This window comes from Stenotrophomonas maltophilia group sp. Smal12, from assembly GCF_037079935.1.
GTDB classification, from domain to species: Bacteria; Pseudomonadota; Gammaproteobacteria; order Xanthomonadales; family Xanthomonadaceae; genus Stenotrophomonas; species Stenotrophomonas sepilia.
In genome coordinates this window covers 16,554-36,779 of sequence record NZ_JBAWUK010000033.1, presented here as the reverse complement: position 1 = coordinate 36,779, position 20,226 = coordinate 16,554, and the positions used below count along the sequence as shown (strand labels likewise).

At 66.4% G+C, this 20,226-nt stretch carries 16 protein-coding genes; 9 read left to right on the top strand and 7 right to left on the bottom strand.

From position 1 onward, the window contains the following. Positions 1-5: 5 nt before the first annotated feature. Together WDC87_RS14685 and WDC87_RS14680 are read right to left on the bottom strand one after the other, a co-directional pair. Positions 6-2,669, bottom strand: coding sequence for a TonB-dependent receptor (locus WDC87_RS14685; protein WP_088496524.1), 2,664 nt, complete (start codon positions 2,667-2,669; stop codon positions 6-8). Between the two features lie 143 nt (positions 2,670-2,812). After that, positions 2,813-3,829, bottom strand: a complete 1,017-nt coding sequence (locus WDC87_RS14680; protein ID WP_088496523.1) for a glucokinase family protein — start codon at positions 3,827-3,829, stop codon at positions 2,813-2,815. Between the two features lie 375 nt (positions 3,830-4,204). Between WDC87_RS14680 and WDC87_RS14675 the strand changes: the two genes are divergently transcribed. From WDC87_RS14675 to WDC87_RS14650, 6 genes are all read left to right on the top strand, one after another. Further along, positions 4,205-5,497: a sugar MFS transporter gene (locus tag WDC87_RS14675; RefSeq protein ID WP_005419333.1), complete on the top strand. Its 1,293-nt coding sequence runs from the start codon at positions 4,205-4,207 to the stop codon at positions 5,495-5,497. Positions 5,498-5,536: 39 nt separating this feature from the next. Then, positions 5,537-6,604 carry a LacI family DNA-binding transcriptional regulator gene (locus tag WDC87_RS14670; protein WP_005411045.1) on the top strand — a complete coding sequence of 356 codons (1,068 nt, stop codon included), beginning with the start codon at positions 5,537-5,539 and terminating at the stop codon, positions 6,602-6,604. A 7-nt stretch (positions 6,605-6,611) separates the two neighbouring features. After that, positions 6,612-7,640, top strand: coding sequence for an SIS domain-containing protein (locus WDC87_RS14665; RefSeq protein WP_252744719.1), 1,029 nt, complete (start codon positions 6,612-6,614; stop codon positions 7,638-7,640). Next, a complete protein-coding gene (nagA, locus tag WDC87_RS14660; RefSeq protein ID WP_072167171.1) occupies positions 7,640-8,788 on the top strand; it encodes an N-acetylglucosamine-6-phosphate deacetylase in 1,149 nt (382 codons plus the stop codon). The genes WDC87_RS14665 and nagA overlap by 1 nt, the downstream gene beginning before the upstream one ends. Then, entirely contained in the window at positions 8,788-9,855 is a 1,068-nt protein-coding gene (locus WDC87_RS14655) for a heparan-alpha-glucosaminide N-acetyltransferase domain-containing protein (RefSeq protein ID WP_252744720.1), read from the top strand. The genes nagA and WDC87_RS14655 overlap by 1 nt, the downstream gene beginning before the upstream one ends. Positions 9,856-10,117: 262 nt before the next feature. Then, complete coding sequence (locus WDC87_RS14650) at positions 10,118-13,144, top strand: autotransporter outer membrane beta-barrel domain-containing protein (protein WP_336331309.1); 3,027 nt, start codon at positions 10,118-10,120, stop codon at positions 13,142-13,144. 102 nt (positions 13,145-13,246) lie between these two features. Here the strand turns inward: WDC87_RS14650 and WDC87_RS14645 are convergent, their stop codons facing one another. Beyond that, on the bottom strand, positions 13,247-13,681 hold the full coding sequence (locus WDC87_RS14645) for a hypothetical protein (protein WP_252744926.1): 435 nt from the start codon (positions 13,679-13,681) through the stop codon (positions 13,247-13,249). Positions 13,682-14,089: 408 nt separating this feature from the next. Here WDC87_RS14645 and WDC87_RS14640 point away from each other — a divergent pair, with 408 nt between their 5' ends. Together WDC87_RS14640 and WDC87_RS14635 are read left to right on the top strand one after the other, a co-directional pair. Next, entirely contained in the window at positions 14,090-15,133 is a 1,044-nt protein-coding gene (locus tag WDC87_RS14640) for a S41 family peptidase (protein WP_088496421.1), read from the top strand. Then, positions 15,130-15,456, top strand: coding sequence for a hypothetical protein (locus WDC87_RS14635; RefSeq protein WP_072167166.1), 327 nt, complete (start codon positions 15,130-15,132; stop codon positions 15,454-15,456). Before WDC87_RS14640 ends, WDC87_RS14635 begins: the two co-directional genes overlap by 4 nt. A 91-nt stretch (positions 15,457-15,547) precedes the next feature. Here WDC87_RS14635 and WDC87_RS14630 read toward each other — a convergent pair whose 3' ends face one another. From WDC87_RS14630 to WDC87_RS14620, 3 genes are read right to left on the bottom strand one after another with little or no spacing between them, the layout of a single operon-like run. Continuing rightward, the gene (locus WDC87_RS14630) at positions 15,548-16,450 is read right to left on the bottom strand and encodes an XVIPCD domain-containing protein (protein WP_252744644.1); all 903 of its coding nucleotides are present in this window, start codon (positions 16,448-16,450) and stop codon (positions 15,548-15,550) included. Then, positions 16,396-17,031, bottom strand: a complete 636-nt coding sequence (locus WDC87_RS14625) for a hypothetical protein (protein ID WP_252744645.1) — start codon at positions 17,029-17,031, stop codon at positions 16,396-16,398. The genes WDC87_RS14630 and WDC87_RS14625 overlap by 55 nt, the downstream gene beginning before the upstream one ends. Next, complete coding sequence (locus WDC87_RS14620; RefSeq protein WP_072167164.1) at positions 17,028-17,666, bottom strand: hypothetical protein; 639 nt, start codon at positions 17,664-17,666, stop codon at positions 17,028-17,030. Before WDC87_RS14620 ends, WDC87_RS14625 begins: the two co-directional genes overlap by 4 nt. A gap of 685 nt (positions 17,667-18,351) precedes the next feature. Here WDC87_RS14620 and WDC87_RS14615 point away from each other — a divergent pair. After that, complete coding sequence (locus WDC87_RS14615; RefSeq protein WP_072167163.1) at positions 18,352-18,786, top strand: SseB family protein; 435 nt, start codon at positions 18,352-18,354, stop codon at positions 18,784-18,786. A gap of 48 nt (positions 18,787-18,834) precedes the next feature. Here the strand turns inward: WDC87_RS14615 and WDC87_RS14610 are convergent, their stop codons facing one another. Then, the gene (locus tag WDC87_RS14610; RefSeq protein WP_072167162.1) at positions 18,835-20,055 is read right to left on the bottom strand and encodes a multifunctional CCA addition/repair protein; all 1,221 of its coding nucleotides are present in this window, start codon (positions 20,053-20,055) and stop codon (positions 18,835-18,837) included. Positions 20,056-20,226: the final 171 nt, after the last annotated feature.

Below are 20,226 nucleotides of genomic sequence, written 5' to 3'. Positions count from 1 at the left end.
CTGGATCAGTACTTGAAGCGGAAGTTGAGGTAGTACTGGCGACCGTTGCTGTAGAACGAGGTCGGGATGGCCGCGGTCTGGTAGTACTTGTAGGTCGGGTTGTTGAGGTTCAGGCCATCCAGGCTGATGCTCAGCCAATCGGTGGCCTTGTAGCTCAGCGATGCCGACAGCGTGCCGAAATCATCCTGGTAGTACGGGTTGGTGCCCGACAGGCTGATCAGGAACGAGGAACGGCGGGTGTAGCTGACCCGGGCGCCAAAACGCTCGTTCTCGAAGTAGGCACCCACGTTGTAGGTGTTCTTCGAGGTGCCCAGCAGGTTGTGCGAACCATCCGACCAGGTGTGCGAGGTGGTGCCGTTGGCGTAGGTGTAGTTGGCGTTGATGCCGAAGTACTCGCCGATCGGCTGCTCGTAGGCCACTTCCACGCCGGTGACCTTGCCGTCGGCATTGATCGGGGTGGAGATCTGGTAGGTCTCAAGCTGGTTGGTCAGTTCGCTGTAGAGCTGGCGCGAGACCACGTCGAAGGCGATGTAGTCCTTCAGCTTCATGTGGTACGCACCCACCGACAGCAGGCCGCGCGGCATGAAGTACCACTCCAGGTTGGCATCCAGGTTGGTCGACAGGGTCGGCTTGAGGTTCGGATTGCCGCCGCCGCCGGTGCGGTTCAGGTCCGAGCCGTACGAGGACGCGCCCAGTGCCGAGTAGTCCGGCAGGGTCTGGGTCTGCGAGGCGGCGACACGCAGCACCAGCGAGTCGTCCAGGTCGAACTTGATGTTGGCGCTGGGCAGGACACGGTTGCGCTTGTTCTGGAAGGCCAGGCGCTCCCACATGCCGAACAGGCTGCTGACATCGGCATCTGCGGCCTTGCTGACGGCGTTGTAGGTGTCGATGTCCTGCTTGATGTTGACGTAGCGCAGGCCGACGTTGCCGCTCCACCAGTCGCCGCGGAAGTTGGCCTGCACATAGCCGGCGAAGTTCTTTTCCTTCACCTTCCACTCGGCGCCATAGTTGTGGCGACCGGTCGGGCCGTCATTGCCGGCCAGCCAGGTGGAGTTGTTGGTCACCGCGTCCTTCAGCGCGCCCGGGGTGAAGTACCACAGGTTGCGCGGGAAAGTGCCGCCGATGTCACCGGCAAAGCCGCTGGGATAGTTGGCCGTGGCACCGTTCTTCAGCGCGCTCCAGATGTCACCCGGGGTTGCACCTTCCGGCGACAGCGCTTCGCGCTTGTGGTCGGCGAAACGCAGGCCGAAGTCGATCGAGCTCAGTACGCCGCCATCATTGAAGTACTGGTTGAAGTCGAGCGTGGCCCACTTCTCCTTGTCTTCAGCGGTGACCTGCTGGTTGCCCCAGGTGCCGAAGCTGGTCACGCCGTTGGGCGAGAGGTCGCCGCCGACGTTCCAGTCGATCGGCGAGCCATTGCCGTGGGTGGCCCAGCTGGCGCCGCCGCCGTTGGCCAGGGTGACCTCGGCGATGTACTGGCGCGGCGTCTCGCCGGTGCCCTTGGTGCTGCCGGCCTGGAACGTGGCGGTCAGGCTGTCGCTGATCTGCCAGTCGGCATCGAAGGTGACATAGCTCGACTTGGCCTTCGACTCGCGGTAGATCATGTCGTACACCGCATAGTCGGTGCCCGGCACGCCCCTGTAGGTGGCGTTGGTCAGCACGCCGTCCTTGACCACATAGCCCGGATCCGGCGCCTGCGACTTGGCGAAGCTGTTGCCGAACATCATGAAGTTGCGGTTGTAGTTGTTGGCCTTCAGCTCGGAGCTGAAACCATTCAGGCCCAGGGTGAGGCTGTCGCTCGGCTTGAACTGCAGCGAGACCAGGCCGCCCTTGCGTTCGCGGGTCTGTTCGAACAGGGTCGAACCCAGCAGGCCCGGCACGTTGACGCCGATCAGGTCCGGATTGGTCCTGGCGACCGGGTCGCCGGCGCCGATCTTGAAGAAGCCGCCCGGGATTTCCTGCGCTTCACGGCGCAGTTCGCGCTTCTGGCTGAAGCCCTGCACCATCACGCCGAAGGTGCCTTCGTCGTTCTTGTAATTGAACAATGCCGAGTACTGCGGATCGGTCGATTTGGCCAGGTCCGAACGCACCGCACCGATGGAGCCTTCCGCGGTGAACGGCTTGGAGAATTCCAGCGGCTTGCGGGTGATGATGTTGACGGTACCGGTGGTGCCGCCGTCCTGCAGCTTGGCCTGCGAGGACTTGTTCACTTCCACCGAGCTGACCAGTTCCGACGGCAGCAGCGAGTAGCTGACGCTGCGGCCGACGTTGTTGCCCTGGCTGAGCACGAACCAGTCGGCCGAGCCGACGGTGTGGCCGTTGATCAGGGTCTGGGTCAGGCTCGGGCTGGTGCCGCGCAGGCTGACACGGTCGGCTTCGTCGAAGCCACCTTCGTCGGCGCTGGACGAGCTGATGTTGACGCCCGGCAGGCGCTGCAGGGTATCGGCAACGTTGTGCGCGGGCAGCTTGCCCACGTCTTCGGCGGTGACCACTTCCACGCGCGCATTGGCTTCGCGCTTGGTGTCCAGCGACTTTTCCATCGAGCCACGGATGCCGGTAACGGTCACGGTGTCCAGATCGGTGGCGGTCGGGGCCGCCTGCTGTGCGTGCGCACTGAAGGCGATGCAGCTGACGATGGCGGCCGAAAGCAGGGTCTTGCGGGTGTTCATGATGTCTCTCCTCATCACTCGATTGGGTGCCGGCGGCGGTGTTCGGTTACGGTTGCGATGACATGCGCGGGGCGGCGGCGAAGTCCCGTGCGTTGGCGTGCCACGTACTGCGTGCTGCGATTGCGTTGAAGCCTGTTGCGGTGTCAGGCGGCCGATTGCTGCAGGTACCAGCTGGCAGCGCCGACCACGCCCAACTGGCCGTGTTCGACGACCTTCACCGGGATGCGTGCCAGCGCTTCGCCCATCGGCCCCTTCTGCAGGTAGCGTTCGACGAAGGTGCTGGCGTGCAGGTATTCGCGGATCTGCGGCAGGATGCCGCCGGCCAGGTAGACGCCACCGTGGGCGCCGTAGAACAGCGCCATGTCGCCGATGGTGCTGCCGAGCAGGCCACAGAACACGTCCAGCGCCTGGCGCGCATGTGCATCGGTATCGGCCATGGCGGCGGCGGTGACTGCGTCGGGGCTTGCCAGGGTCGGCGCCTGCCCCTGCAGTGCACACACCGCACGGTACAGGTTCATCAGGCCGGGGCCGGAGATCGCATGCTCGATCGACACGTGCGCGCGGTCGCGCTGCATGTAGCGGACGATGGCCATTTCCAGTTCGGTGCTGGCCGCCAGGGTCGGCTGGCCGGCTTCGGTGGGCAGCACCACCGGGCCGTGCGCGGTGGGGATCCACAGCGCGGCGCCCAGACCGGTGCCGGGGCCGACCACCAGGGTCGGGCCACGCGCGGCGGTCTCCGGCCCGCACAGGTGCAGCACGCCGCTGGCGTCCACCTGCGCGGCGGCGTAGGCCACCGCTTCGAAATCGTTGACGATGTAGACCCGCTGCAGGCCGACGTCGGCCTCCACCTGGCGCGCCGACAGCGGCCACGGCAGGTTGGCGGTGATCACCGTGCCGTCTTCGCGGGCATAGCCGGCGCTGGCGACCACGCAATGCGTGGGCCGCGGGCCTTCGCCCAGGAAGTCGGACAGGATCGCGCTGAGGCCGGCATGGTCGGCATTGCGGTACTTGCGGTACTCCAGCACCTGCACCGGATGGGCGGCGTCACCGCTGGCCTGGACCCGGGCCACGCGCACATGGGTGCCACCGACGTCGGCGGCCAGGAACGAGGGCGCGACGCGAGACAGGACATGCGACGGGGCGGGGTGGCTGGCGGTCACGCGGGCTCCTGCTGCAGGTGGGCCGGCCCGGGGATCGGGGGCGGCGATTGGGGCGGAGTCTGTAACCGCGCTGACAACGATGTCAACGAGTTCGTGACACTTTCGTTGCTGCGTCGCAACGAATGCGGCGCGCAGTAAACGTTTACACGGTGTGAGTGCGGGTTTCACATGGGAACCATTGGCGCACGGGGCTCTAGGCCTCCCGCGCATTCAGCGGGGCGTACCGCGGCGGACTTGCGCAGTGCAGCACAAGGTTCAGGCAGGCGTGCATGGAAGTTGACAAACCGCCGTTGTCCATCGAAAGAATGTGACAACGTTGTTCCCAGCCACTCTCCGACGCCGCGTTCTGCGGCCGTCGCCGCAGGAGCCCTCCTGATGTCCGCCGTCCCCGCTGCAAGCGCGCGCCCGAACGTGGCCACCTCAATCGCCATCGTTGGCGTGTTGTTCTTCCTGATCGGCTTCTTCACCTGGCTCAACGGCCCGCTGATCACCTTCGTCAAGTTGGCCTTCGAACTCAGCGAGGTCGGCGCCTTCCTGGTGCTGATGGTGTTCTACCTGTCCTATTTCTTCCTGGCCCTGCCGGCGTCCTGGATCCTGCGCCGCACCGGCATGAAGAAGGGCCTGAGCCTGAGCCTGCTGGTGATGGCCGGTGGTGCCGCGCTGTTCGGTGAATTCGCCACCCAGCGCTGGTACCCGGGCGCGCTCGGCGGCCTGTTCGTGATCGGCAGCGGCCTGGCGCTGCTGCAGACCGCGATCAATCCCTACATCTCCATCCTCGGCCCGATCGAGACGGCGGCACGCCGCATCGCACTGATGGGCATCTGCAACAAGATCGCCGGCATGCTCGCCCCGGTGCTGATCGGCACCCTGGTGCTGCATGGCATCGGCGACCTGGACAAGCAGGTGCAGGCTGCCGACGCGGTCACCAAGGTCGCGCTGCTCAACGAATTCGCCGCCAAGATCCATGCGCCGTACCTGGCGATGGCCGCGCTGCTGGTGGTGCTGGCGGTGGCCGTGCTGTTCTCGCCTCTGCCGGAGATCAAGTCCTCCGAAGCCAATGCAACGCCGTCAGGGGCACCCGGAACGGCCGAGCGCCGCAGCATCTTCCAGTTCCCGCATCTGTGGCTGGGCGTGCTGTGCCTGTTCGTGTACGTAGGCGTGGAAGTCATGGCCGGCGATGCGATCGGCACCTACGGGCACGGTTTCGGCTTGCCGCTGGACCAGACCAAGATGTTCACTTCGCTGACGCTGGGTGCGATGTTGGCCGGCTACGTGGTCGGCCTGCTGGCGATCCCTGGCCTGGTCTCGCAGTCGCGCTACCTGACCATTTCGGCAGTGATGGGCGTGGTGTTCTGCCTGGGCGCCTGGGCTACGCACGGCTACGTCTCGGTGGCTTTCGTGGCGCTGCTGGGCTTTGCCAACGCCATGATGTGGCCGGCCATCTTCCCGCTGGCGATCCGCGGCCTGGGCCGCTTCACCGAGACCGGCTCGGCCCTGCTGGTGATGGGCATCGCCGGCGGCGCGATCATTCCGCAGCTGTTCGCCGTGCTCAAGCAGCACATCGACTTCCAGCTGGTGTTCGTGCTGCTGATGGTGCCGTGCTACCTGTACATCCTGTTCTACTCGGTGATCGGCCATCGTGCCGGCCTGCCGCAGGACAAGGCCTGATCGGCGATGATGGACGGCAGCCAACCCCAGGGAAAACCCATGCGCAGAGCGACCATCAAGGACGTTGCGGAGAAGGCCAAGGTCTCGCTGAAGACGGTCTCGCGGGTGATCAACAACGAGCCCTCGGTGATGCAGGCCACCCGTGCGCGGGTGCTGCGTGCCATCGCCGAGCTCGACTACGAGCCCGATCCGTCCGCGCGCAACCTGCGCAGCGGCACTACCTTCGTGATCGGGCTGGTCTACGACAACCCGAACCCGTACCACATCATCGGCGTGCAGAACGGCGTGCTGGCCGCGTGCCGCGAGACCGGTTTCGGCCTGCAGATCCATCCCTGTGATTCGAGCTCGCCGTTGCTGGCCGATGAACTGGCCGACTGGGTGCAGCGCTCGCGGCTGGCGGGGCTGGTGCTGACCGCGCCGATGTCCGAGCGCCGCGACCTGATCCAGGCGCTGACCGCGCGTGGCATCAAGCTGGTGCGCATCATCGCCGCCACTGAAGACCCGGCCGACGGCGCCTGCGTGTTCGTCGACGACCGCGAGGCGGCCTACGAGATCACCGAGCACCTGATCCAGCTGGGCCACCAGCGCATCGGCTTCCTCTGGGGCGGCAGCTCGCACCGCTCCTCGGGCGAACGCTACGCCGGTTACGAAGCCGCGCTGAAGGACTACGGCATGACCGTGGACAAGCACCTGGTGGTGCAGGGCGATTACACCTTCGACGATGGTTTCCGTGGGGCGCGCCGCCTGCTGGCGCTGCGCGAACCGCCCACCGCCATCTTCGGTTCCAACGACGAAATCGCTGCCGGCGTGCTGGCCGCCGCCAAGTCGGCCGGCATGAACGTGCCCTACGACCTGTCCATCGCCGGTTTCGAGGACAGCCCGTTCTCGCGCCAGTCGTGGCCACCGCTGACCACCGCCAAGCAGGCCACCGAGGACATCGCCCGCCACGCCGCGCGCCTGCTGATCGCACAACTGCGCAGCGACGCCTACGACGATGCGCCGGCACCGCTGCACAACCAGGGCTTCGTGCCGCAACTGGTGGTGCGCGGTTCGACCGCGCCGATGCGCCCGGCCGGCGCACGCCCCCTTCCTTCCGATCCTGCCTGAGCCTGCCATGTCGCTGTCAGACCCCACCGCCACCCTGATGTTCGCCGAGGCCGCTGAAGCGGCAGACGTGGTTGCCCGCCAGTTCTCGCGCAACCACGCCACCATGGAAACCCTGGCCGCCAGCCTGCGCGCCGCGCCGCCGCCGTTCGTGGTCACCTGTGCACGCGGCAGCTCCGACCATGCCGCCACCTACGGCAAGTACCTGCTGGAAACCCAGCTGGGCCTGGTGGTCGCCTCCGCGTCGCCGTCGGTAGGCTCGGTCTACGCCGCACCACTGCAGCTGCGCGGTGCGCTGTTCATCGTCATTTCGCAGTCGGGCAAGAGCCCGGACCTGCTGCGCAACGCCGAGGCGGCCAAGGCCGCTGGCGCACGCGTGATCGCGCTGGTCAACGTCGAGGATTCGCCGCTGGCGCAGCTGGCCGACACGGTCATTCCGCTGCATGCCGGTGCCGAAAAGAGCGTGGCGGCAACCAAGAGCTACCTGGCCTCGCTGGCTGCACTGCTGCAGCTGGCCGCCTACTGGAAGCAGGACAGCAGCCTGCGCAACGCGCTGGACCTGCTGCCGGACGCGATGCGTGAAGCCTGGCAGTGCGACTGGAGCGCGGTGACCGAAGGCCTGGTCGAGGCCACCAACCTGTTCGTGCTCGGCCGTGGCCTGGGCCTGGGTGCGGCGCAGGAAGCGGCGCTGAAGTTCAAGGAAACCTGCAGCCTGCACGCCGAAGCCTACAGCTCGGCCGAGGTCAAGCACGGCCCGATGGCACTGGTCGACCGTGGCTTCCCGGTGCTGGCCTGCGCGCAGCCCGATGAAACCGGCGCCGGCACCCGCGCGGTGGTCGAGGAATTTTCTGCACGCGGCGCGCAGGTGTGGCTGGCCGGTGCCGGCGGCAACCTGCCGGTGGCGCCCGCGCCACACCCGCTGTGCGCACCGCTGCTGACCGTGCAGAGCTTCTATCGCGCGATCAACGCGCTGGCGCTGCGCCGTGGCTTCAACCCGGACCTGCCGCCGCACCTGAACAAGGTCACGGAGACGGTGTGATGGCAACCGTGCTGCGCAATGCCCGCATCCTGGCAGGCGATGAATTCCGCGACGATCTGGCTGTGGTGATCGAAGAGGGTCGCATCAGCGCGCTGTTGCCCGACGCCGCACCGCAGCTGGGCCACGCTGCCGAGCAGGTGGACCTGGGCGGCGGCTGGCTGCTGCCCGGCTTCATCGACGTGCAGGTCAATGGGGGTGGCGGTGCGTTGTTCAACAACACGCCCGATGTTGCCTCGCTGCGTACCATCGCGCAGGCACACCGCCGCTTCGGTACCACCGCGATGCTGCCCACGCTGATCAGCGATGACGTGGCGGTGATGCGCGAAGCCATCGGTGCGATGCGCGAGGCCATCGCGCAGGGCGTGCCGGGCGTGATCGGCATCCATCTGGAAGGGCCCTACATCGCGCCGGCGCGCAAGGGCACGCACGATGCCAGCAAGTTCCGCGTGCCTGACGAAGAAGAGATCACGCTGGCCGCGTCGCTGGACAACGGCGTGACGCTGCTGACGCTGGCGCCGGAGCGCGTGCCACTGGAAACCATCCGTGCGCTGGTCGAACGTGGCGTGATCGTGGCCGCCGGCCATACCGCAGGCACGTACGAAGAGGTCCGCGCCGGCCTGGATGCCGGCATACGCGGCTTCACCCACCTGTACAACGCGATGTCGCCGCTGCAGGGCCGTGAGCCTGGCGCAGTGGGCGCTGCGCTGGAAGACCGCGACAGCTGGATCGGCATCATCGTCGATGGCGTGCATGTGCATCCGGCCAGCCTGCGCGTGGCGCTGGCGGCCAAGCCGCGCGGTCGCCTGCTGCTGGTGACCGATGCGATGCCGCCGGTCGGTGCCGACGATCCCAGCTACGTGCTGTATGGCGAAACCATCACCGCCATCGATGGCGTGGTGCGCAATGCCGCTGGTTCGCTGGCCGGTTCTGCGCTGGACATGGCCACGGCGGTGCGCAACACCGTGCAGCTGCTGGGCCAGCCGCTGGCCGAGGCCGCGCGCATGGCCTCGACCTACCCGGCGCAGTTCCTCAACGTCGACGACCGCCTGGGCCACATCGCCGAGGGCTACCAGGCCGACCTGGTGCTGCTGGATGACGCCCTGCAGGTGCGTGGCACCTGGATTGCAGGACAGTACGAGGCCGCCTGATGAACAGTACGCCGCCGCGCCGTCTGGGCTCGATCGATGCCCTGCGCGGCATCACCGTGGCGGCGATGCTGCTGGTCAACAACCCAGGCGACTGGAGTGCAGTGTTCGCACCGCTGCGCCATTCGGAATGGCATGGCTGCACGCCCACCGACCTGGTGTTCCCGTTCTTCCTGTTCCTGGTGGGTGTGTCGATGGCCTTCAGCGTGGCACCGCGCGCGTTGGATGCCGCCGCACGCCCGGTGTTGGCGCGCGGCGTGCTGGAGCGCGCACTGCGCATCCTGGTGGCCGGCGTGCTGTTGCATCTGCTGATCTTGTGGGCGCTGCATACGCACCACTTCCGCATCTGGGGCGTGCTGCAACGGATCGCCGTGTGCGCGGCATTGGTGGGCGTGCTGGCGGTGTATGCACGGCCGCGCATGCAGGCCGGCGTGCTTGTTGGATTGCTGGTGGGATACACGATGTTGCTGCTCGGCATGGGTGACCTGGCGCCGTGGATCAACCCGGCCAGCCGCTTGGACACCGCGCTGTTCGCGCCGTGGATCTATCAATGGCATGCCGATACCGGCCTCGGCCATGACCCGGAAGGATTGCTGAGCACGCTGGGTGCACTGGCCAGTACCGTGCTCGGCCTGTTGGCCGGTGGCCTGCTGCGCAGCGGGCGTTCGACGGCACTGGCCGGGCTGGGCGTGGCGACCGCCGTGCTGGGCCTGTTGCTGGCCGGGGTGTTGCCGTTGAACAAGCCGCTGTGGACGCCCAGCTACGTGCTGTGGACCGGCGGCCTGGCCGCGCTGGCGCTGTGGCTGGGCCACGTGCTGATCGACAAGAAGGGTTGGCCGCCGCTGGGCCGGCGTTTCGGGGTCAACGCGATCACCGCGTATCTGGGGGCCTCGGTGATGTCGGTGGCGTTGATGGCCAGCGGTGCCTGGGGCTGGATCTGGCAGCAGCTGGCCAACGCGATGCCGCAGGCGCTCGAGCTGGCATCGATGCTGCAGGCACTGGTGTTCGTCGCGCTGTGGTGGGGCGTGGCCTGGTGGCTGGACCGTCGCAAGATCTACCTGAAGATCTGAGCAGTCCCGGGGTCGGACCCTTTTCCGCAGGAAAAGGCCCTGACCCGATCCGCCAACGGCATCCACGCATGTGCGGCTCCCAACGCCCAGAAAAAATGAACGATTTCAGCCACATCACATTGGCGTGAGGGCCCGGCGATTTCACATCCGAAATGTGATTTTCCGCACTCAAGTTCATCTATCGAAACGATTCACATCACGGCAGACTGCATACGCAGCAGCGTGCATTTGCAGTTCCTGATTCTCTGTCCAGGAGGACTGTATGACCCGTGCCGTCCCGCGCGCTTTCCGTCCGCGCCGCCTCACCGTTTCCGTGCTTCAGGCACTGGCAGTCCCGTCCATGGTGCTGTTGACCGCCAGCGCCGCCTGGGCCGGCTGCAGCACCGTCGCTCCGGTCGCCGGCCAGACGGTCACCTGTGACGCCAACGCGCCGAATCCGCAGACGGTGCCCATCTCGGCCAGCGGCGAAGCGGGCATCACCGTCAACGTCGCCAGCGGTGCCCAGTTGCAGCAGAGCGGTGGGGCGTCGGCCGTTACCCTGGTCGGTGCAAGTGGTCACCTGTTGACCAACCAAGGCACGATCAGTTCGGTGGGGGGTGTGGCGGTCCAGCTCGGTGGTGGCAGCCGCGTCGAAAATGCGGGCAGCATCAGCACCGGCAACAACACCGCGCTGCAGTTCGTCGGTGCGGGCGACAGCGTGCTGGTCAACCGCGGAACGATCAGTGGGCGTACCGGCGTACAGTTCGATTCAGGCAACGACCGCCTGGACATGCAGGCCGGCAGCATCAGCGGCGGTGTCCTGCAAGGGGATGGCAACGACGTGCTGCTGCTGGGCAATGGCACCATCGACAGCGTCGACCAGGGCAGTGGCGATGACCGGATGACCGTCACCGGCGGCACCGTCACCGGCCTGGTAGCGCAGGACAGTGGCCGCGATGATTTCGTCATGAGTGGCGGCACGATCGGCGCGCTGCAGCAGGGCGACAACATCGATACCTTCCGCATGAGCGGTGGTCGCATCATCGGCGCGTTCGAGGATGGCGACCAGGCCTGGATGACCGCTGGCCGCATCGGCCGCGTCAACATGAAGCTGGACAAGAACCTGTGGGACCAGTCCGGCGGCACCGTGGATGGCAACGTGGTGACCGGCTTCGACACCGACACCATCATCATTTCGGGCACGGCCTACATCGGCGGCAACATCAGCGTCAGCGGCGGCAACGACAGCGTGACCATCACCGACGGCACCGTGCGCGGGCAGGTACTGCTCAGCACCGGCGATGACACCTTCAACTGGGACGGCGGTGGCATCGTCTACGGTGCGATCGACATGGGCCCGGACAACGACGTGGCCAACCTCAGCAACCTCAACCAGGGCAACCTGGGTGCGGTGCCGCTGTTCGACGGGGGCAGTGGCATCGACCAGCTCAACCTGAGCAACGTCAAGACCGCAGGCGTGGGCCGCTTCCAGAACTGGGAGGCGATCAGCCTGGCCAACAGCACGGAGCTGAGCTTCGATGGCGACCTGGTGCTGGGCGACAGCGCAACCGGCACCGGTACGCTCACGGTGGACGGCACCAGCACCGTCTACGCGGGCAGTGGCGGCCATGCCATCCGCCCATTCAACAGTGCTGCACTGGTGGAGATGGTCAATGCCGGGCGCATCGACCTGACCGGTACCGGCGCCGGCGACGTGTTCACCGTGCGCGGCAACTATCGCGGTGACGGTGGTGGCCTGTACCTGCGCACCGTGCTGGGCGCGGACAACTCCCCCAGCGATCGCCTGGTGATCGATGGCGGTACCGCCACCGGAACCACCGGCATCGGCGTGCTGAATGCCGGCGGCAGCGGCGCGGCCACGCTGGCCGATGGCATCCTGGTGGTGCAGGCCTTGAATGGTGGCCGCACCGCGCCGGGCGCGTTCTCGCTGTTCGCACCGGTCGCGGCCGGCGCCTACGAGTACTTCCTGTTCAAGGGCGGTGTCAGTGCCGGTACCAGCGAGAACTGGTACCTGCGTTCGACGCTGGTGACCGGCCCGACGCCGGCACCCAACGGTGGTGGTAGTGCCGCCCCGCCGCCGCTGACGCCGCCGGTGGCACCCCCCCCCCCCATTGCCCCGGCACCTCCGCCGCCGCCGGAAGGCGCCACCGATCCGGACCTGACCGCAGGCGAGACCGCACCACCACCACCGCCGCCGGAACCGGCGCCGGTGGCACCGCCCAGCGATCCGGCGGTGCCGGACGTGCCCGTGGCCGGCGGTGCATTGCCCGGTACCGGCGCACCGCCGACGCCGGGTGCACGCCCGGCCGAAGGCGCGGTGGTACCGCTGTACCGCGTGGAGACCGCCGCCTACGCGGTGGTGCCGCCGCTGCTGCGCGAGACCTCGCTGGCCAGCCTCGGTACCTTCCACGAGCGGCAGGGCGAACAGCGCCTGCTGTACAACCAGGGCGCATTCCGCACCGCCTGGGGCCGCCTGGTGGGGCAGAGCAGCGAGATCCATTGGAAGGGCGATGCACAGCCCGGCTTTGATGGCGACGTGATGGGCCTGCAGGCCGGCCTCGACGTATGGGCTGCGGCGTCGGACAACCACCGCAACCAGATCGGCGTGTTCGTCGGCCGCACCCGCGCGCAGGGCAAGACCACCGGCCTGGCACTGGGCTGGGAGAACGTACAGGTGGGCCAGAACCGCCTGGACGACAAGCACGTGGGCCTGTACTGGACGTTCACCGACAGCAGCGGTGCCTACATCGACGCCGTGGCGATGCAGAGCCGCTACGACGGCCGAGTGCGTTCCTCGCGCGGGCTCGGCTTCGGCCTGAGCGGCGACGGCACCAGTGTGTCGGTGGAGGCTGGCAAGCCGCTGCTGCACTTCGGGCAGTCCGCATGGTGGCTGGAACCGCAGGTGCAGGTGATCTGGCAACGCACTTCGCTGGATGACCGTCGCGATGAAATATCGAGCGTGCGCTTCGACAACGACAACGCCTGGACCGGCCGTGTGGGCCTGCGTTTGGCCGGCGATTACCAGCTGGCCGACAACGGCTGGCAACCGTATTTCAAGCTGAATTACTGGCATGGTCGTTCCGGCGAGGATCGCGTCCGCTTCGACGACGACGTGATCATCAATTCGCAGCGTTCACGCGCGCTGGAAGCCGGCGTGGGTGTGGTCGGGCGCTTCAACCGCACCATCAGTGCGTACGCCGTGGCCGACTACACGCGCGAGCTGGGCGGCGACCGCAACGAGAAGCGCCGCATCATCGAAGGCAACATCGGGCTGCGCGCGGACTGGTAGCGCCCTTGCGCTCGGGGGACCCTGCTCTGGTAGGTGCCGACCTTGGTCGGCACTGAACCTACCGACGCCACGAGCACAGTGCAGCCGAGCATAGGCTCGGCTCTACGACAACGGCGCGCACGCATCCGGCTCCACCAACGCCCCGGCATGATCGGCCAACACCACCACCGCATGCAGCAACCCTTCCTCCACCTGTGGCGGACACTGCACCTGCGCATCATCCATCTCGCGCGCCGACTGCGCCGCCAGCAACACACCGCCGCAGGCGGACAATGCGGCAAGACAGCGCGTCGCCTCGGCCAGTTCCCGGCCGCGCGCCTCGCTGAGTTGCCGCTCGCGCCACGCCTGGCCGTCGGCTCCGTGGCTGTGTGCGATGCCGCGCAACCGGGCGAAGAACGCCGACTGCGGCGCCTGTTCGTCGGCTTCGGTGAGCGCATCTTCCAGCGCTTCGGCTGCCGTAGTGGACAGCTGCAGGTCGGACAATGCAGCACCGAGCAGTGCCTGCAGGCGCGGATAGGTGGGGTAGGGCGTGTTCATGGCAGCAACCTCAAGGCCACCTGCGGGATGCAAGGTGGCGGGCGGTGCGGGTTGGCGTGCCGGTGAAGCTCTTCACGAGGAATGACGCCGGCGGATCCGGGGATCCCCACGCACCGCCCGCCGCAGAACGACGGACGGTGCATTGTTCGGGCAGGCAACGACCTTGCAAGCCCGCTCGTGAAAAGCTTCATTCAGGACGCCAATCCCGGTCAGCGCAGGAAGCGCCGACGGGGGCCACCTTGGCGCGTTGTGCGCCGCGATGACATGGGCAAAGTTGCAATGTGGTGACTGCACGCAAGCCGCCTTGCTGCAATCAGCGACCGGGCCGGATACGACAGTTCGCGCGTGGCGCAAGCGATCATGTCCCGGTTATGCTGCGGTCCTGACTCAACGACAAGGAAGCGTCGCATGCAGGTTCGCAAGGGAGTGCGTCGCATCGGCGCGCTGATGTTCGTGTTGCTGGCGACCGGCGCCATGGCCGATACGCCAAGCACGGTCGAGGTGCCCTCGCCGGAGGCCCTGGCCGAGATCCTCAGCCTGCTTGAACGCCAGGCGCTGTATCGCGATCGGGTGGACTGGCCCGCCATCCGCATCCGCCTGCAATCGGCGCAGGGCGACCCCGCGCAACGGCTGGCCGTTCTGCGCGAAGCCATTGCGCTCAGCACCGGCCACCATGGTGCATGGACCACGACCCAGCGCCAGCGTGAATCCCTTGCGCGCGCGCAGCAGGCCGGTGCCGCCGCCGTGGACCAGACCAAGGCCGTCGATGCGGTGGATGCGCGCATCGGCTGGGTGGTCATCGAGGGCTATGCCCCTATGCCCGGCGCGACGCCGCAGGAGAAATTCCGCCAGGACATCCAGCGCGCCGCGCGGTGGCAGCAGGTAATCCGTAGCAAGGACGACGGCATGCGCTGTGGCTGGATCGTCGACCTGCGTGACAACAGCGGTGGCAACATGTGGCCGATGCTGCTGGGCATGGCACCGTTGCTGCGCACCTCGGTGGTGAACAACGAAGATGTGGGAGCGTTCGAAGCCGCACAGGGGCCGGAGCGCTGGACGTTGACCGCGACCGCTGTACAGCGTGCAGGCAAGTCGGTGCTGGACTTCGGCCAGTCCGGCTATGTGCTGCGGCAGCCCGGCGCGCCGGTGGCGGTGCTGTTCGGGCCGCGCACCGGCAGTTCGGGCGAGGCCTCGGTGCTGGCGTGGCGTGGTCGTCCGCAGACGCGGAGTTTCGGTCAGCCTACTGCGGGTGTCTCCACTGGCAATGTCGTGCACACGCTTGCCGATGGCAGTCGCCTGCTGCTGACCACCAGCGTGATGCGGGACCGCAATGATCGTGGTGATGGCTTGAAGATCGAGCCCGACCAGCGCGTCGACGGGGACGCCGCCACCGTGGCCGCCGCCCAAGCCTGGCTGCTGGCCCAGCCCGCCTGCCAAGGCACCCGGTCATGATCCTGATCGGTCAACAGGAACGGGTGCTGATCGTCGGCCCCACCGAAGCCCACCACTGCCTGCGCTGCCAGACCGAAACCGAATTCGCCCCGCAGCTGCGCTACAAAATGGCGCGCATCGACCTGCTGTTCGGCTTCACCTACCAGCGCCGCTACGAACTGGCCTGTACCCGTTGCGAGCACGGCTGGGTGCTGGATACCGAGACCATGGACCAGCAGCTGGGTGGGGTGCCGATCCCGTGGCGGCACCGCTTCGGCCTGCCGTTGATGCTGGTGGTGGTGGCGGGGCTGGCGGTGGCCGGATGGATGTGGCGGCACCTGTAGGCCTCCTAGAGAGAGAGGGCGGGCCGACATGGCCTCAGCAGGTCGTTCCAACGGGCGCCGGCCTCAAGTAGGGCCAAGCAATCACGCTGGCCTAGCCCATGCGCATCGCGGTTCGAATCTGCTCTTGGGTTTGCTCGTGCTGGGCGACCTGCTGTGCCTGCGAAGTCTGCTCGGCCTTGGCGAGCGACTGTTCTACGGGTGTATTGACGGCCTCGCTGACCGCGATCGACGCCCGCAAGTGTGCCGGATTGTCGAGCGCTCCCTGCACGACGAACATGCGAGGGCCTGAACCATCGCTGGGAGGATCGCCCAAGACAACATGATCGACGCGTTCCAGGCCGCTGTGCTTGGCCTTTGCAAGCAGGCTGGCCGTCATTCGCTCGCTGGTTTCATCGAAGCTGCGCCCGTGCTTGGCATCCACGGCAGATACACCGTCGCGAATCTGCCGGTAGAGCGCATGGTCGGGGTGGCCGTCCGTTCGGGGATCCAGGCCTGCCTTGTCCAAGGTTGATTCGATGCTTTCCTGCAATGGACTCTTGGGAGCAAAGCCTGGGTGGCTTAGAGAGGGCGAGCCCTTTTCGGTTGTCTCATGGACCAGACGCTCCCCAGGTTTCAATGCACTTTCTGCGCGCTGCACGGCTTCGGCTTCGCGACGGGCGTACGCTCCGGCTTCCTCAGTGCCGCGAAGGTGATTGACCCCGTCGCGCAGGAGTCCAGGGCCACCGCCGACAAGTACGGTCGCCCCCAGCCGCAACTGGTGGATGTCTTTGCGATACTCCGCTATCCGGCGTAGGTCCTCGGCATCAGTGATCCGCGCCTCGGGGTCGTCCAGTACGGACTGCACTGGGCCCTTGTCGGTCATACGGTCAATGAAGTGAACCATTCGATGGGAATCACCCAACTGGACCGCAACCGCAGCGGACATGACATGGCCGCTTTTCATCCCAAGCGATACGAGCGAGGCGATGCGCTGGCCCTGCTCGGCATCGCGCAAGACTCCCAGTTCCTTGGGAGTGCGTACATCTCAACCTTGCCGTAATGAGGGCCGGCCGCACTAACCAGGTCGCCCGCCATCACATGGTTGGTGAAGGGCGCCGCATTGGCCGGCTGGCCTTCAGGCAGGCGATACGCCAGCCCGGCAGCGCCGTAGGGGTTGAAGGCGTCGCCAGGAAGATTGTAGTGGTGGGCAGTGATCTGCGCGAGTGCGCCGCCTAGGGAATGTCCAGTGACGTACACCGGGCCATATCCGTTTTCCTCAGCTTGCTTGATTGCCTGCTTGGTCAGTACGAGGGCATCATTAATCTGTGCGTTGACTCTGGCGCTGACCATCGCTGCGTCGACGCCGCCATCAAGTATGGCCTGGCGATCAAACTCGGTGCCTCGGTGGGCGATGATGATCTCGTTGGTCTTGATGTTCCGGTACACAACGCCTTGATAGCCGCTGACTGCGTCACGTCGCCCTAGAACTTCGAAGTCTTCACCATCAACGCGCAGCGATTCCTTATCGCCTGGAGCTGGATGTGACGGTGGGGAGTAGGCTGCATTGGCCAGGGCTGCATTGGTTAGAGGTCTCATGGGACGATTCCTTTCGAAGGAGACGATATCTCTATGGCAAAGTACTTCTGCTTCTCGATATCAGACAATCTGTTGTAGCTATACTGGGACTGCGTTCGCACCCACCCAGGCGTCGAACTCTTTGTTTGCAGGGTCATTTGACTGTCTGCGTACGAAATCGATGTGAGTAGTTTCTTCAGTTCGAGATGGTGGACGGCAACTGATATGAAGCCTTCGCGTCCCTCGGAAATGACTGGGAATGAAGCTCGAATGATGCTGGGTTTCCATTCGCATGGCCCACGCCCGTAATAGTCAGCGACTGCCATGCCGTCCTCGAACACGGTGCTGCTGAACTCGGTTGCACTGACGCGTTGTACTGGGAACTCTACTGACTGCCGTTGGGGGGCGTACTGCACACCCTCGTAGTTGTTGATCGGTGGGAGGCAGAGCGGATCTATCTCGTAGGAGACGAAAACCTTCGGGAGGGTGAGCTCCACAGGCGCATCGTGGACCCGGATCACAATCGGTAGTGCATCCTTGGGTGCAGGATTCTCGCGATAGACCGGGTATGAGCGTTCCTTGTTGCATCCAGTAACGGCCAGTGTGATCAAGGCGATCAACGCCACGTGAGTGAGGGGGGGGGAGGGTTTCAGCATGAGCGGTCCATGTCGCTGATTGAGGTAGGCGCCTCTTCAGGGTTACTACGGGGCACGGTTCTCTGCGCGTGACGATACCGGCAGGATTGCCCTGATCCTTGATCGGCTGGACAGGAGGGAAGGCCGAGGAAGACGGCGCCATGTACCGCGCTACGGTGCACATCTGACAGGTTGCGCTGCTCGTGCTGCCAGCTTCCTTGGCCTTCATCCATGCATGCCTGTGGCGCGAGGCCTTGCGAGGTAGCGTTCATCGGCGTTCCGTTGCTCTACGTCATCCGACTATACGATCCGCTCCAGCCGTGCTCAAAGCTCTCGGTCATGCCAGTCTCAACGTCCTTCCAGGATTGAGTGAAGCGACGCCGGCACAGGGTCAGAAGCGAATCGGACACATTGACGATTTCGTCAAACTGTTGGAGCAGGGTCTTAACAATTACCTCGTCGAACGGCTCAGGGGGGAGCAGCGTTCGCAGAATCAGCGGCCGGCCGTATCCTGCCCGCCGTGCTTTCCTCCCAAGGCCATCAAGATTTCCGCGGCCCCGATTCCCTTTGGCTGGATCCAGACCGGTGAGCGCTGGGCGCTTTGGAATAACGGTCGCCGACGCCCTGCGTGTCCCTGCCAATGCGCTGTCGTGCCTCACCCTAGGCCTGTTAAAGTCTGCCCTGCAACCACGTACCGGAACCGACCATGGACCACGACACCCCGTTCGAACCCCTCAACGACCTCGAGGTGCGCCTGCTGCAGGCCCAGGACGGTACGCTGACCGCAGCGCAGTTCCTCGACGGCCTGCTGACCTCGACGGCGTTCGTGCTGCTGGACAAGGCCATCGGCGAAGATGGCGCCTGGGACGAGAGCATCTCGCCGCTGGTGCTGACCAGCGAGAGCGGTGAGCCGATGTTCGCGGTGTTCACTGCCCCCGAGCGCGCGGGCCTGTGGCACGAGCAGCTGCCGCAGTTCGCGCATGCCATGCCGATCGCGGTGCACGCGCTGCTGGCCGGCATCGGCGAGGGCGTCGGCCTGGTGCTGAACCCGGGCCTGGACGTGGGCATGGAGATGATTCCCGATGCCGTGGCCCAGCTGAAGCAGCGTGCGGCGGCGATTACCCGTGGGATGGCGCATTGAAGCCAGTGATATAGGGGTGCCGGCCAGCGGCCGGCACTACCAGGTGCTTCAGCGGGCGGCGGCAATCGCCTTCACCCGCGCCTTGGCCAGCGCTTCACCGATGGCCGGGCCCTTCAGATGGGTGGTATCCAGATCCCGCGCCTGCACTGACAACGCCGCCTGGTGCAGTCGCTTGAGCGTTTCGCCCTGCGGGTAGTCGGCGTCCTCGAAGCCGAGACGGCCACGCTTGTCGGCTTCGCAGCACAGTGCGATGCGCGCCACGCGCTCCGGCCGGCGCAGCGCATCACAGCGGCCCAGCAGTTCCAGCACGGTGGCATCGCGCAGTTCGTCGATGCGGTGCACGTTCAAGTGCTCGCGACACACCGCTTCAGCCAGCTGCTGGTGCTCGGCTGGAATCTTCAACCGCGCACACAGTGCCTTCAGCGGCTTGATGCCGCGCTGCTCGTGCATGATGTGGCGCGGCCATTCCTCCGGCGGGGTCAGGCCCTTGCCGAGGTCGTGGGTGAGCGCGGCGAAGCCGACCAGGTCATCGCCGGGGGCCAGCTTCGCGGCCATGTCGCTGACCATTTCCTGGTGGATGCCGGTATCGACTTCCGGGTGGAACTCAGCACGCTGCGGCACGCCGTACAGCGCTTCCAGTTCGGGCAGGATCGGGCCCAGGGCATGCGCATCGTGCAGTGTGCGCAGGAAGGCGGAGGGCCGCTCACTGACCAGCGCCTTGCGCAGTTCCTGCCAGACGCGCTCGGGCACCAGCGCGTCCAGCTCGCCACTGGCGGCGACCTCGCGCATCAGCGCCATGGTCTCTTCGGCGACGGTAAAGCCCAGCGGCGCAAAGCGCGCCATGAACCGGGCCGCGCGCAGCACGCGTAGCGGATCCTCAACGAAGGCCGGGCCAACGTGGCGCAGCACGCGTTGCTCGATATCGCGCACACCGCCATAGGGATCCACCAGCGTGCCGGTGTCTTCGTCACAGGCAATCGCGTTGATGGTGAAGTCGCGGCGCTGCAGGTCTTCGTCCAGCGTCACCGCCGGATCAGCATCGACCACGAAGCCGCGATAGCCGCGGCCGGATTTGCGCTCGGTGCGCGCCAGTGCGTATTCCTCGCCGGTCTTCGGGTGCAGGAACACCGGGAAATCGCGGCCAACCGCTGTGTAGCCCTGCGCTTCCATCTGCGCAGGCGTGGCGCCAACCACCACCCAGTCGCGGTCGCCGGCAGGGCGCTGCAGCAGGCGGTCGCGCACGGCGCCGCCGACAAGATAGATCTTCATGGGGGAATGATCGCACGGTAGGCGCAGATGTTCCGGTAGTGGGGGGGGGGGGGGGGGGCCCCCCCCCCCCCCCCCCCCGCCCGCGCCCCGGCGCCCCCCCCCCCGCCCCGCCCCCCCCCCCCCCCCCCCCCCCCCCGCCAGCCTTCACCCCCCCCCCACCTCAAAACCCCC